Genomic DNA, 12,380 nt, shown 5'->3' with positions numbered 1-12,380 from the left:
ATGCGCATATTAATCGCCGACGATCAGGAAATGTTGCGCGAAGTACTGGAGGCCATCCTGACTCGGGCCGAGATGACAGTCACGCTGGCGCATGATCTTGACCATGCGCTGGCCGAAATTGCGAAATGTGATCCGTTCGACTTGATCCTTCTGGACTACCACATGCCGGGGATGGACGGTCTGGAAGGCGTGCGCCGTACGATGGCCCACGGAAAGGGTGCACGCGTGGCCCTGATGTCAGGCAATCTCCCGCATCACGTCGTCCGGGATGCGCTGAGCTTCGGCGCAGCTGGGTTCCTTCCCAAGAAACTTGCAGCGAAAAGCTACATCGAGGCTGTGCGCGCCATGGTGTCTGGCCAACAGGTCAACCTTCTGGACTCAGATCCCGATTATCCGAGGAAGGCATCCGCATCCATGGCGGAACAGCGGCTGACATCGCGCGAACTGCTGGTGCTGAAGCACCTCGACGGTGGCAGATCGGTCGCCCAGATCGCCAGCGATTTGGGTTTGAAAGAGCTTACCGTGAATTTTGTCGTCAAGACATTATGCCGGAAGTTCGAGGCGCAGGACCATGCTGCAATCGTTGCAATCGCAAGAAAAGAAGGCTTCATTTGAGTGGCTTGCAGTGCGTAATGCATGCATGCGTTCCGCTGGGATGGTATCTGCATCAGGCTGCCGACGACCGCAGGCAAAAAGCCTAGGCCGGCGAAGAGATCGGGTTGGCGTTTTGGTTTAGGTCCATCGCCGTCCTCGGTTTGGCTTCCGGATCATCATCAAGAACGGCATGCATCCGCTCCATTACGCGAAAGAACGTCTCGAGGTCTTGCGGGCTGACGGCATCGGTCAGATGCCGTTCAATCCGGGTGGCCGCCGGGATAATGTCCGCCAAGGCGGTACGTCCTGCATCTGTCAGCGAAATTGCGACGAGGCGCCCATCGCCATCGCCTTGTGCCTTCTGCACCAGCCCCTCTGCCTCAAGCCGCGACACCGCACGGCTGACCCTTGGTTTTTCCAGATTGACGCAATTGTGGATGTCACGGATCGACACTGCGCCACAGCGCAAGAGATGCACCAGAACCCGCCATTCCGCGACAGCCAGCCCATGGGTCCGTCCGTATTCCACCGACAGCCGTCTGCTGACCCGTTCCGACAGAACCGCCAGCCGGTAGGGCAGGAACGAAGACAGGTGAAAATCGTCGGGTGTCATGGAGTGATCCAAAGTCGTTGCATTTGAAATGATATTGACTTTCGTTGCTTTTGCAACGACGAATGATCTGCCCCGGGACAACATGGGCTGGGGCATGATAGGGAGACGCGTACACATGGCTTTTGCATCGCAGGGCGACACCGCAGAAAAGCAGATTTCCTTTACCGAGATCGGCGAGGGCCTTTTCGCCTTCACCGCCGAAGGAGATCCGAACTCGGGCGTCATCATTGGCGATGAAAGCGTGATGATCGTCGAAGCGCAGGCCACACCCCGTCTGGCGCAAAAGGTCATCGACTGTGTGCGCAGCGTGACCGACAAGCCGATTTCCCATGTGGTGCTGACCCATTACCATGCGGTGCGGGTGTTGGGGGCCAGTGCGTTCAACGCGGATCAGATCATCATGTCCGACGCCGCGCGCGGTATGGTGGTTGAGCGCGGGCAAGAAGACTGGGACAGCGAATTCCAGCGCTTTCCGCGCCTCTTTGAAGGTCACGAAAGCATCCCCGGTCTGACATTTCCCACCACCACCTTCAGCGACAGCATGACGGTTTATCTGGGCAAGCGGAAGGTCGAGATCAAACAGATCGGACGCGCGCATACAGCGGGGGACAGTGTGATCTGGGTGCCTGACAGTCAGACCATGTTCACGGGGGACATCGTGGAATATCACTCGGCCTGCTATTGTGGTGATGGCCACTTTGAGGAGTGGGGCGCGACACTGGATGCGGTCAAAGCCTATGATCCGCAAAGCATTGCGCCGGGACGTGGCGACGCTCTGGTCGGGCGCGATATGGTGGATGCCGCCCTCGCGAACACGCGGGATTTCGTCGACAGCACCTATAACGCGGTCAAACCGATTGCCGCGAAGGGCGGAAGCCTAAAGGATGCATGGGATGCGGTACGGGATGCCTGCGATCCCAAGTTCAAGGATTACGCGATCTACGAACACTGCCTGCCGTTCAACGTCGCCCGCGCCTATGACGAGGCGCGCGGGATTGTGCATCCGCGCATCTGGACGGCGGAACGTGACCTCGAGATGTGGGAACAATTGCAAGGCTAAGGCTGACTGAGGGGGGAGGAGACCCATCATGCCGCTCGATGACCGTTATCAGCTGGCGTTCAAGCTGTACCCCTACGCGCGCAGCACCGATCAGGATGCGGCTGCACCCGTGCGCCATCCGGTGGTCGTGCTGGGGGGCGGGCCAATTGGCGTGGCCACGGCATTGGACCTGGGCTTGCAAGGCATTCCGGTGGTCCTGCTCGATGATCACGAGGGCGTCGGGCAGGGGTCCCGCGCCATCTGCTTTGCGAAACGGACGCTTGAGATCGCCCATCGGTACGGGTGCGCGCAACCGATGCTGGACAAGGGGGTGGTCTGGAACCTTGGCAAGGTGTTCCATGACGACCGGCAGGTTTATGAGTTCAACCTGCTGCCCGAAACCGGCCATCGCTACCCCGCCTTTATCAATCTCCAACAGCCCTATTTCGAACGCTTCCTTGTCGAACGCGTCCGCGAGGTGCAAGCGGCGGGTGCGCCGATCGATCTACGCGGAAAGAACCGGGTGGATGCGGTGGATGTGCGGGACGATCACGTCATCCTCGACATCACCACGCCGGACGGTCCCTACCGGATCAGTGCCGACTGGCTGATCGGTTGCGACGGTGCCTCCAGTCCTCTGCGCAAGATGATGGGGCTCGATTTCGAAGGCCGGGTGTTCGAGGACAATTTCCTGATCGCCGACATCACGATGAAGGCGGATTTCCCGACCGAACGCTGGTTCTGGTTCGAGCCGCATTTCAAATCCGGCGACTCGGCACTTCTGCACAAGCAGCCCGATGGTGTCTGGCGGATCGACTTCCAACTGGGTTGGGATATCGACCGCAAGGAAGAACTGAAGGAAGAGAACATCCGCTGCCGTCTGGATGCGATGTTGGGGCCTGATGTGGAGTATGAGCTTGTCTGGACCTCAATCTACACCTTCCAATGCCGCCGGATGAAAAAGTTCCGCCACGGTCGGGTGATCTTTGCCGGGGATGCCGCGCATCAGGTGTCACCCTTTGGCGCGCGCGGCGCAAATTCCGGCATTCAGGATGTCGACAATCTGGGGTGGAAGCTTGGGCTTGTTCTGAACGAAAAAGCGCCTGAAAGCCTGCTGGACAGCTATGATGTCGAGCGGCGGTACGGCGCGGACGAGAACATCCTGAATTCGTCCCGCTCAACCGATTTCATCACGCCGAAATCGAAGATCAGCCATGTGTTCCGCAATGCGGTGCTGGATTTGGCCGAGCACCACGCATTTGCCCGTCCATTGGTCAATTCCGGTCGGCTCTCCGTGCCGTGCGTCTACGATGATTTGCCGCTAAACACACCCGATGGGCTGCCCGATGGACCCGCCCGCACACGGCCTGGTGCGCCGTGCCCGGATGCGCCATTGGGGCAGGGGTTCCTGCTGGATCAACTTGGCGGAGACTTCGTGTTGCTCGGCGTTGGTGTGGACGTGTCGGAGCGGCTTGAAGCCGAGGGTTTGGCGCTTCGTGGGGTCAAGGTGCCTGCGGAGGGCGACACCCGGGTGCGTTATCTCGGGGATGCAGCCGCTGCCGTCTACCTGATCCGCCCCGACCAGCATGTCGCCGCGCGCTGGCCTGCCTATTACAACGCGATGGTCCGCGCCGCCCTGCGCCGCGCCATCGGAAAGGACTGACGCGATGGCTTTGAACACCGCCCCCAACATTCCCGATCCGGACGGCTTCTACGCCGAATTGCTGGCCACCCACGAGGGGCTGAGCGACGATGACAGCATCGCGCTGAACGCCCGTCTGATCCTGATCCTTGCCAACCATATCGGCGACCGCGCGGTGCTCACCGAAGCGCTGGCCGCTGCATCGAAAGGAGACAAGTCATGAATGCTCCGCACACATCCGGCCTTGTTCAGGCCAAAGGCACGCTGACCGAGCCGGGATACATGCCCGGCTGGGCCAATGACTTCGAGACCGAGGCTTTGCCCGACGCCCTGCCGCGCGGCATGAATAGCCCGCAGAAATGCAATTACGGGCTTTATGGTGAACAGCTTTCCGGCACCGCCTTCACCGCCAACCCGCCCGAACGCACTTGGTCCTACCGCATCCGACCCTCCGTCAAGCACTCGGCGCGGTATACGCGGGTTGACCTGCCATACTGGAAAAGCGCGCCCAATGTGGTTGAGGACGTGACCTCCCTCGGCCAATACCGTTGGGATCCGGTGCCGTACAGCGATGCGCCGCTCACCTGGCTGACTGGCATGCGCACCATGACCACGGCGGGGGATGTGAATACGCAGGTCGGCATGGCGAGCCACATCTACCTTGTCACCGAAAGCATGAAGGACGCCTATTTCTTCAGCGCGGACAGCGAGTTGCTTGTCGTTCCTCAGGAAGGGTGCCTGCGCTTTGCGACCGAGCTTGGCATCATCGATATAGAACCCAAGGAAATCGCGATCATCCCGCGCGGGCTGGTCTACCGGGTCGAGGTTCTCGACGGTCCGTGCCGGGGTTTCGTCTGCGAAAACTACGGCCAGAAATTCGACCTTCCGGGGCGTGGACCGATTGGGGCCAACTGCATGGCCAATCCCCGTGACTTCAAAGCGCCGGTTGCTGCGTTCGAGGACCGCGAAGTTCCGTCGACACTGACGGTCAAATGGTGCGGGCAGTTCCACGAGACAAAAATCGGACAAAGCCCGCTCGACGTGGTAGCCTGGCATGGCAACTACGCGCCCTACAAGTATGATTTGCGGACCTATTGTCCGGTCGGCGCGATCCTCTTCGACCATCCCGACCCGTCGATCTTTACCGTCCTCACCGCGCCTTCGGGTGTGCCGGGCACTGCGAATATCGACTTCGTTCTCTTCCGCGAACGCTGGATGGTGGCTGAAAACACCTTCCGCCCGCCGTGGTATCACAAGAACATCATGTCCGAACTGATGGGCAACATCTACGGCCAGTATGACGCCAAACCGCAGGGCTTTGTCCCCGGCGGCATGAGCCTGCACAACATGATGCTTCCCCACGGCCCGGATCGTGAGGCATTCGAGAAGGCGTCGAATGCCAACCTTGGCCCTGACAAGCTGGACCGCACAATGTCCTTCATGTTCGAGACGAGGTTTCCGCAGCATCTTACTGAATTTGCGGGAAAAGAAGCGCCCTTGCAGGACGATTACATCGATTGCTGGGACAGCTTGGAGAAAAAGTTCGACGGCACGCCGGGGAAGAAATAACAGATGGGTTTGCGCAGGTCCTGGCTGGAAAGCGCCAACGCGCCTGAGGGCGAATTCCCGCTGAACAATCTGCCCTATGGCGTATTCTCGGTGGGTGATGGTGATCTGCGCTGCGGTGTTGCGATCGGTGACCGGATCGTCGATGCGACCGGGCTCGAAGCAGCAGGGCTTCTGCGCGCCGATCCTGATGCGGATGTGCTGGACGCGCCTTATTGGAACGATTTCATGGAGTTGGGGCGTGAGGCGTGGTCCCGTTACCGCGCGGCGCTGACTGCCATGTTGGCCGACGGCGCGGACGAGGCGGTGCAGGACCAGATCATCACGCATTCCGTCCCGATGGCCGAGGCGGTGCTGCACATGCCGTTCCGTGTGAGTGAGTACACCGATTTCTACTCGAGCCTTCACCACGCGACCAATGTCGGTACCATGTTCCGGGGGGCGGAACACGCGCTGCCGCCGAACTGGCTGCACATCCCCATCGGCTACAATGGCCGCGCGTCCTCGGTTGTGGTCTCCGGCACGCCGGTCACGCGCCCGCATGGTCAGATCAAGGCATCGGACGATGCCACACCGCGCTTTGCGCCGTCGGCCCGGTTCGACATCGAACTCGAAATGGGCGCAATTGTGGGGCAGGCGTCAGACGGGCCGATCAGCGTGGCCGAGGCGTTCGACAACATCTTCGGCTACGTGATCCTGAACGACTGGTCGGCGCGGGACATTCAGGCGTGGGAATACCAGCCGCTTGGCCCTTTCCAGTCCAAGGCCACCGCCACCACGATCAGCCCATGGATCGTATCAGCCGAAGCGTTGGAGCCGTTCCGCACCAACACACCTGCGCGGGAAATGCCGCTGCTGGACTATCTGTTGGAACCCGGTCCGATGCTCTACGACATCGTGCTTGAGGTTGGGCTGACGCCAGACGGCAGCACCGAGACCGTTATCGCCCGGACCAACTATCGCGAAATGTACTATTCCGCCGCGCAACAATTGGCGCATCACACCAGTTCCGGATGCCCGATGCGGGTGGGCGATCTGCTTGGGTCAGGCACCATCTCGGGGCCGGAACGGCACAGTCGCGGCGCCTTGCTGGAATTGAGTTGGGGTGGAAAAGAGCCGATCACGCTGGATACGGGCGAAACGCGGACTTTTGTCGAGGATGGCGATACGATTTCGCTGCGCGGTCATGCGCAAGGCGACGGCTACCGCATCGGGTTCGGGTCCTGTGTGGGGAAGGTGCTGCCCGCGCGAGGCTGAGATCCGTCAGCCCAGATGCGCGGTGGCCTCGATTTCGACCTTGGCCTCGTCTTCGATCAAAGCGCTGACCACCACCATGGACATTGCGGGGAAGTGCTTGCCGAACACGTCGCGATAGGCGGCGCCGACTTCGGTCTGATGCGCCAGATACTCAGTCTTGTCGGTCACAAACCATGTCAGCCGGGTGACATCTTCGACTGTGCCGCCTGCAGCCTCGACTATTGCGCGGATGTTGGACAGGGCCTGCCGCATCTGGCCGATGAAATCCGAAGCAACAAAGACCTTGTTGGCATCCCAGCCGATCTGCCCGCCGATATGCAGCACGCCGTCCTTGGTCAACATCCCGTTGGCATAGCCCTTGGCGGGCAGCCAGCCCTCGGGCTGGATCGTTTTATGTGTCATCTCGGGCCTCATGGGTCTTGACTGTGATGCGCAGTTGTTCGGGCCATGGTTCGGGGCGGCCCACCTGATCGACATGAACCAAGGTGGCGCGGGTCTCAAAACGCAGCTCGTCGCCGCATGTGGCGGTCATCTTGTAGGTCATTGACGTCGTACCAAGCCGCGTAACCCACAGCCTCAGGTGCAACAGATCACCGTGGTAGCTGGGCAAGACGAACCGGGTTTCGATCTGGGCAGTGGGGACGCCTTCGGTCTTGAGGATTTCTTCAAACGGATAGCCGAGGGCTTCATCAAAGAATGCTTCGACGAGATCGTTCATCATCTCGAAATAGCGTGGAAAAAAGACGATCCCCGCCGGGTCGCAATGGCGAAAGAGAACCTTCTGGTCCTTGGCGAAGACGGGCTCTGTCATTGGTCTTTCAATCTGAAACGCTGGATCTTGCCGGTGGCGGTCTTGGGCAGGCTGTCGGTGAACACGACCGAGCGTGGGTACTTGTAGGGCGCGATGGCCGATTTCACGTGGTCCTGCAAGGCTTTGACCATATCGGCAGTCCCGAGATGTCCTTCGGACAGCACCACATGGGCCTGAACGATATGCCCGCGTTCCTCGTCCGGTGCGCCGATCACCGCGCATTCGGCCACGGCGGGGTGGGCTAGCAAGGCCGCTTCGACCTCGGGTCCGGCGATGTTGTAGCCGGAACTCACGATCATGTCGTCATTGCGCGCGGCGAAGTGAAAATAGCCATCTTCGTCCCGCCAGAAGCTGTCGCCGGTGATGTTCCAGCCATCCTGCACATAGGCGCTCTGGCGATCGCCCTTGAGATAGCGACACCCGGTCGGGCCGCGCACCGCAAGCCGACCGACCTCACCATCCGGCACCACCTCACCCGCGTCATTGATGACCTTGGCCTCGTACCCGGTCACAGGTTTGCCGGTGCAGGCAGGCTTGTGGTCGTCAAACCGGTTGGAAATGACGATGTGCAGGAATTCCGTCGCCCCGATCCCGTCGAGCATCGGTTTGCCCGTCTTGGTGATCCACTCGTCATAGACGGGGCCAGGTAGGGTTTCCCCAGCCGACACCGCCGCCCGCAGCGATGACAGGTCGGCCCCATCCTCCATCGCACGCAGCATCACGCGGTACGCGGTGGGGGCGGTGAAACAGACCGTGGCTTTGTATTTCTCAATGATCTCGATCATGTTCGGCGGCGTTGCCTGTTCCAGCAACGTGGCCGCTGCCCCGAAGCGCAGCGGAAAGATCGCAAGCCCCCCCAGCCCGAATGTAAACGCCAGAGGCGGAGAGCCGACGAATACGTCGTCCGGTGTCACGCCCAAGACCTCGCGCGCATAGCCATCGGCGATGATCATCAAATCCCGGTGGAAATGCATTGTCGCCTTGGGCACTCCGGTAGACCCCGATGTGAACCCCAGCAGCGCTACATCGTCCCGCCCCGTGGGCACGCAGGTGAACCGCACAGGCTTTTCCAACGCCAGCCGGTCCAATTCTGCATCGTGGTTAGAGGTGCCATCGAACCCGACCACGGATGTCAACGTCGCGCTGTCCTTGGCGCAGGCCACCATCTCGTCCATCAGTCGTGTGTCGCAGAGAGCGTGGGTGATCTCGGCCAGTTCCACATAGGTCCGCAACTCGGCCGCGCGCAGCATCGGCATCGTGTTGACCACCACCGCACCCACCTTGGTTGCAGCCAGCCAACAAGCCACCATCGCCGGGTTGTTGGCCGACCGGATCAGCACGCGATTGCCCGGTTTCACGCCCAAATCCTCGACCAGCACATGGGCCAGCCGATTGGTCCAGTCGCTGAGTTCCTTGTAGGTGCGCAACCGCCCGTTGCCGATCAGCGCGGTGTGGTCGCCAAAACCCTTCTCGACCATGCCATCGGTCAGTTCCCACCCGGCGTTCAGCCGTTCGGGATAATCGAACCCCGCCAGATTGAACTCGGGCCAGAGGTCAGGCGGCGGAAGGTTGTCGCGAGCGAATGTGTCGACATGGGCAGAGGGTCCGAGCATCACGTTCCTCCTTCGAAGGCAGCAAGGGTCTGACGGGCGATGATGATTTTCTGAACATCCGACGCGCCTTCATAGATGCGCAGCGCGCGGATCTCGCGGTAGAGCGTTTCGACAGCCGTGCCCGACCGCACGCCGTCGCCGCCGAAAAGCTGAACCGCTGTGTCGATGACCTGTTGCGCCTGATCAGTAGCGAATAGCTTGCCCATCGCCGCTTCGCGGGTGATGCGCGGCGCCCCGCTGTCGCGTGTCCACGCGGCGCGGTAGACAAGCAGGGCGCTTGCATCGACATCGACGGCCATGTCCGCGATATGGCCCTGGACCATCTGCAAGTCGGCCAGCGGCGACCCGGCGATCTGCCGCGTTGTCACCCGCGCCAAAGCCTCGTCCAGTGCGCGGCGTGCAAAGCCAAGCGCAGCGGCCGCTACAGTGGCGCGGAAGACGTCGAGCACCGACATGGCGACCTTGAACCCCTGACCGGGCGCGCCCAGCAGCGCACTCGCGGGGACACGACAATCGGTGAAGCGCAGCGTGGCGAGCGGATGCGGCGCGATGGTGTCGAGCCGTTCGGCAATCTCGAACCCCGGCAGGTCGGGGGTGACGATGAAGGCGGACAGGCCCTTGGCCCCCGGAGCCTCTCCGGTGCGGGCAAAGAGCGTGTAGAGATCGGCGATTCCGCCATTCGAAATCCACGTCTTTTCACCGTTCAGAACATAGCTGTCACCATCGCGCGTGGCGGTCATGGTGGAATTGGCCACATCCGATCCCGACCCCGGTTCGGTCAGCGCAAAGGCTGCAATCGCCTCACCCGCGCGGGTTTTCGGCAGCCAAGTGGTTTTCTGCGCCTCGGTTCCAAACAGCGTAATCGCCCCGGTGCCCAGCCCTTGCATGGCAAAGGCAAAATCAGCCAAACCGTCGTGCCGTGCCAGCGTTTCCCGCGCGAGGCAGAGCGTGCGCAGGTCGAACCGTCCGTCGTCGCTTGATGTGGGCTGCAAAAGACCCGCTGCACCAAGCTGAGACACCAAAGACCGGCACGCCGCATCCGTGTCGCCGTGGTCAATCTCCAACCCCTGTGCCACCTCGTCGACACGCGCGGCCCAGTCCCGATGGGTAGGGTCGAAAAACGGCCAGTGAAGGTAGCTTTGATCTGCCATCAATCGCCCTCGAACACAGGTTTTTCCTTGGCGACGAACGCCTCGTAGGCGCGGCGGAAGTCATTGCCCTGCATGCAGATCGCTTGCGCCTGTGCCTCGGCTTCGATGGCCTGCTCAAGGCTCATCGACCATTCCTGCGCCAGCATCGTCTTGGTCATGGAATTGGCGAAGGTCGGACCTGCCACGATGCGTTCGGCAAGCTTGATCGCCTCGGCCTCCAATGCGTCAGCCTCCACAACGCGGTTGAAAAACCCCCACGCCTCGCCCTCAGCCGCACTCATGGCGCGCCCGGTGTAAAGTAGGTCGGCTGCTCGGCCCTGTCCGATGATCCGGGGCAGGATCGCGCACGCGCCCATATCACAGCCCGCAAGCCCGACGCGGTTGAACAGGAACGCTGTCTTGGCCTCAGGCGTGGCCAGCCGCAGGTCCGACGCCATCGCCATGATCGCACCGGCGCCTGCACAAACACCATCTACAGCGGCAATCACCGGCTTGCCGCAACCGATCATCGCCTTGACCAGATCGCCGGTCATGCGGGTGAAGGTCAGCAGTTCTTTCATGCTCATCCGCGTCAGGGGCCCGATGATGTCATGCACATCGCCGCCCGAGGAAAAGTTGCCACCATTGGGCAGGATCACGACGGCATGAATTTCATCGGAATAGACCAGCGCCCGGAACCAGTCGCGCAGTTCAGCGTAACTGTCGAAGATAAAGGGATTTTTCCGCTCGGGCCGGTCATGCGCGATGCGTGCAATACCGCCTGCGATTTCGCAGCGGAAATGCTGCGGCTTAGTCAGATCCATGTCTGGCCTCCTGAATCATGGCCTTTTTCAGCAGGCCCGTCAGTGTCTGGGTGTCGGTGTCCGTGAGTGGCGCGAGCAGTTCGTCAATCCACGCCTCGTGCTGTGCGGCGAGGTCGGCAAACGCAGCCTCGCCCTTGGGGGTCAACCGGGCCAGATTGGCGCGGCGGTCGCCGGGCACGGCCACACGCAGCGCCAGACCTTCTTCGACCAGACGGTCGACGATTCCGGTGACGTTCCCGTTCGACACTTTGAGGTAGCGGGACAGGTCGCTCATCTTCAGCCCGTCCCTGTGGCGGGCAAGGGCGGCCATCACGTCGAACCGGGGCAGGGTGGTGTCATGCCGGTCGCGCAACCGGCGGCGCAATTCGCCTTCGATGCCCGAGGACAGTTTCAGAAGCTGCAGCCAGAGGCGCAGGCGGGCCTTCGACACGGGTTCGGTCTGTAGGCTATGTTCGGGTTTCATACCTCGCCCCCTGACACGGACAATGCGTGGCCGTTGATCCCCGCAGCAGCGGGCGAGGCAAGGAAAATCGCGGTTCCCGCAATCTCGGACGGGGTGATCAGCCGCCCCTGCGGGTTGCCTGCGGCGACCTTTGCGGTCGCGGCCTCCCGGTCCAAATCGAACCGCTGCATCAGCCCGGTGATGGCCCCTTCCGCCAGATCGGTATCGGTGAAGCCCGGACAGATCGCGTTACAGGTGCCGCCGGTCTTTGCCACGTCCAGCGCGATGGAGCGCACGAGCCCCAGCACACCGTGCTTGGCGGCGGTGTAGGCCGGGACAGAGGCGTTGCCCTGCAAAGATGCGGTCGAGGCGATGGCGATCAGCCGTGCATCCGCTGGCCCCGTCCGCAATGCTTCGCGGAAGGTGAGGAACGTGCCGGTGAGGTTGACGGCAAGCGTGGCGTTCCAATCGTCAAGCGACAGCTTCGCCACCTTGCCGGATGCCCCCCAACCTGCATTGGCGATCACCACGTCGAACGGTGTGTCGAACAGAGCCGCGATGTCTGCCTCTGATGTCACATCGGCCTGACGGCAGGTGATGTCGCGCCCCTCGGCAGCGTCATGCAGAGGTTCTAGCCGGCGTCCTGCGATGGTCACCGCATCGCCGTGATCGGCAAAGGCATGGGCAATCGCCCGACCGATGCCCGTTCCGCCGCCGGTGACCAGAACCCGCCTCATGCCCGCACCGCCTCGGCCTCGCGCTCGGCCAGCCGCCACGCCTGATCGCGCCCGGCGAGATAGGGCAACGGCCAGTCCGTTGCCCCGCGGTCACCGCGCTTGGTCGCTTCGT

At 61.7% G+C, this 12,380-nt stretch carries 14 protein-coding genes; 6 read left to right on the top strand and 8 right to left on the bottom strand.

Annotated elements, in window-relative coordinates; translation table 11 throughout:
• Positions 1-615 carry a response regulator transcription factor gene (locus JJ869_RS05950; protein ID WP_292265279.1) on the top strand — a complete coding sequence of 205 codons (615 nt, stop codon included), beginning with the start codon at positions 1-3 and terminating at the stop codon, positions 613-615.
• An 82-nt stretch (positions 616-697) separates the two neighbouring features.
• Here JJ869_RS05950 and JJ869_RS05945 read toward each other — a convergent pair whose 3' ends face one another.
• Positions 698-1,207 (bottom strand): MarR family winged helix-turn-helix transcriptional regulator, encoded by a 510-nt coding sequence (locus JJ869_RS05945; protein ID WP_292265277.1) that lies wholly within the window; start codon positions 1,205-1,207, stop codon positions 698-700.
• A gap of 94 nt (positions 1,208-1,301) precedes the next feature.
• Here JJ869_RS05945 and JJ869_RS05940 point away from each other — a divergent pair, with 94 nt between their 5' ends.
• Genes JJ869_RS05940 through fahA form a run of 5 tightly spaced genes read left to right on the top strand, consistent with a single transcriptional unit; the run spans position 1,302 to position 6,711 of the window.
• Positions 1,302-2,267 (top strand): MBL fold metallo-hydrolase, encoded by a 966-nt coding sequence (locus tag JJ869_RS05940; RefSeq protein ID WP_292265275.1) that lies wholly within the window; start codon positions 1,302-1,304, stop codon positions 2,265-2,267.
• A 28-nt stretch (positions 2,268-2,295) separates the two neighbouring features.
• Positions 2,296-3,909 (top strand): FAD-dependent oxidoreductase, encoded by a 1,614-nt coding sequence (locus JJ869_RS05935; RefSeq protein WP_292265273.1) that lies wholly within the window; start codon positions 2,296-2,298, stop codon positions 3,907-3,909.
• A 4-nt stretch (positions 3,910-3,913) separates the two neighbouring features.
• Positions 3,914-4,111 (top strand): DUF2783 domain-containing protein, encoded by a 198-nt coding sequence (locus JJ869_RS05930; protein WP_292265271.1) that lies wholly within the window; start codon positions 3,914-3,916, stop codon positions 4,109-4,111.
• Positions 4,108-5,457 (top strand): homogentisate 1,2-dioxygenase, encoded by a 1,350-nt coding sequence (gene hmgA / locus JJ869_RS05925; RefSeq protein WP_292265269.1) that lies wholly within the window; start codon positions 4,108-4,110, stop codon positions 5,455-5,457. Before JJ869_RS05930 ends, hmgA begins: the two co-directional genes overlap by 4 nt.
• Positions 5,458-5,460: 3 nt before the next feature.
• Entirely contained in the window at positions 5,461-6,711 is a 1,251-nt protein-coding gene (fahA, locus tag JJ869_RS05920) for a fumarylacetoacetase (RefSeq protein WP_292265267.1), read from the top strand.
• 6 nt (positions 6,712-6,717) lie between these two features.
• Here fahA and JJ869_RS05915 read toward each other — a convergent pair whose 3' ends face one another.
• From JJ869_RS05915 to JJ869_RS05885, 7 genes are read right to left on the bottom strand one after another with little or no spacing between them, the layout of a single operon-like run.
• Positions 6,718-7,113, bottom strand: a complete 396-nt coding sequence (locus tag JJ869_RS05915; RefSeq protein WP_292265265.1) for a RidA family protein — start codon at positions 7,111-7,113, stop codon at positions 6,718-6,720.
• Positions 7,103-7,522, bottom strand: a complete 420-nt coding sequence (locus JJ869_RS05910; RefSeq protein ID WP_292265263.1) for a thioesterase family protein — start codon at positions 7,520-7,522, stop codon at positions 7,103-7,105. The genes JJ869_RS05915 and JJ869_RS05910 overlap by 11 nt, the downstream gene beginning before the upstream one ends.
• Complete coding sequence (locus JJ869_RS05905; RefSeq protein ID WP_292265262.1) at positions 7,519-9,135, bottom strand: AMP-binding protein; 1,617 nt, start codon at positions 9,133-9,135, stop codon at positions 7,519-7,521. Before JJ869_RS05905 ends, JJ869_RS05910 begins: the two co-directional genes overlap by 4 nt.
• Positions 9,135-10,286 carry an acyl-CoA dehydrogenase family protein gene (locus tag JJ869_RS05900; RefSeq protein ID WP_292265261.1) on the bottom strand — a complete coding sequence of 384 codons (1,152 nt, stop codon included), beginning with the start codon at positions 10,284-10,286 and terminating at the stop codon, positions 9,135-9,137. Before JJ869_RS05900 ends, JJ869_RS05905 begins: the two co-directional genes overlap by 1 nt.
• A complete protein-coding gene (locus tag JJ869_RS05895; RefSeq protein WP_292265260.1) occupies positions 10,286-11,089 on the bottom strand; it encodes an enoyl-CoA hydratase family protein in 804 nt (267 codons plus the stop codon). Before JJ869_RS05895 ends, JJ869_RS05900 begins: the two co-directional genes overlap by 1 nt.
• The gene (locus JJ869_RS05890; protein WP_292265259.1) at positions 11,076-11,552 is read right to left on the bottom strand and encodes a MarR family transcriptional regulator; all 477 of its coding nucleotides are present in this window, start codon (positions 11,550-11,552) and stop codon (positions 11,076-11,078) included. The genes JJ869_RS05895 and JJ869_RS05890 overlap by 14 nt, the downstream gene beginning before the upstream one ends.
• Positions 11,549-12,268 carry an SDR family NAD(P)-dependent oxidoreductase gene (locus JJ869_RS05885; protein ID WP_292265258.1) on the bottom strand — a complete coding sequence of 240 codons (720 nt, stop codon included), beginning with the start codon at positions 12,266-12,268 and terminating at the stop codon, positions 11,549-11,551. The genes JJ869_RS05890 and JJ869_RS05885 overlap by 4 nt, the downstream gene beginning before the upstream one ends.
• Positions 12,269-12,380 lie beyond the last annotated feature (112 nt).

Origin of the sequence: Marivita sp. (assembly GCF_017643905.1) — a bacterium.
Lineage (GTDB): Bacteria > Pseudomonadota > Alphaproteobacteria > Rhodobacterales > Rhodobacteraceae > Marivita.
Note: the sequence above shows the minus strand (reverse complement) of the source record. Positions and strands in the feature narration are given on the sequence as shown.

Coding starts and splice junctions, on each gene's coding strand:
- JJ869_RS05895 (WP_292265260.1), bottom strand. CDS start 11,089: ATGGATCTGACTAAGCCGCAGCATTTCCGCTGCGAAATCGCAGGCGGT.
- hmgA (WP_292265269.1), top strand. CDS start 4,108: ATGAATGCTCCGCACACATCCGGCCTTGTTCAGGCCAAAGGCACGCTG.
- JJ869_RS05910 (WP_292265263.1), bottom strand. CDS start 7,522: ATGACAGAGCCCGTCTTCGCCAAGGACCAGAAGGTTCTCTTTCGCCAT.
- JJ869_RS05935 (WP_292265273.1), top strand. CDS start 2,296: ATGCCGCTCGATGACCGTTATCAGCTGGCGTTCAAGCTGTACCCCTAC.
- JJ869_RS05900 (WP_292265261.1), bottom strand. CDS start 10,286: ATGGCAGATCAAAGCTACCTTCACTGGCCGTTTTTCGACCCTACCCAT.
- JJ869_RS05915 (WP_292265265.1), bottom strand. CDS start 7,113: ATGACACATAAAACGATCCAGCCCGAGGGCTGGCTGCCCGCCAAGGGC.
- JJ869_RS05945 (WP_292265277.1), bottom strand. CDS start 1,207: ATGACACCCGACGATTTTCACCTGTCTTCGTTCCTGCCCTACCGGCTG.
- JJ869_RS05940 (WP_292265275.1), top strand. CDS start 1,302: ATGATAGGGAGACGCGTACACATGGCTTTTGCATCGCAGGGCGACACC.
- fahA (WP_292265267.1), top strand. CDS start 5,461: ATGGGTTTGCGCAGGTCCTGGCTGGAAAGCGCCAACGCGCCTGAGGGC.
- JJ869_RS05930 (WP_292265271.1), top strand. CDS start 3,914: ATGGCTTTGAACACCGCCCCCAACATTCCCGATCCGGACGGCTTCTAC.
- JJ869_RS05950 (WP_292265279.1), top strand. CDS start 1: ATGCGCATATTAATCGCCGACGATCAGGAAATGTTGCGCGAAGTACTG.
- JJ869_RS05905 (WP_292265262.1), bottom strand. CDS start 9,135: ATGCTCGGACCCTCTGCCCATGTCGACACATTCGCTCGCGACAACCTT.
- JJ869_RS05885 (WP_292265258.1), bottom strand. CDS start 12,268: ATGAGGCGGGTTCTGGTCACCGGCGGCGGAACGGGCATCGGTCGGGCG.
- JJ869_RS05890 (WP_292265259.1), bottom strand. CDS start 11,552: ATGAAACCCGAACATAGCCTACAGACCGAACCCGTGTCGAAGGCCCGC.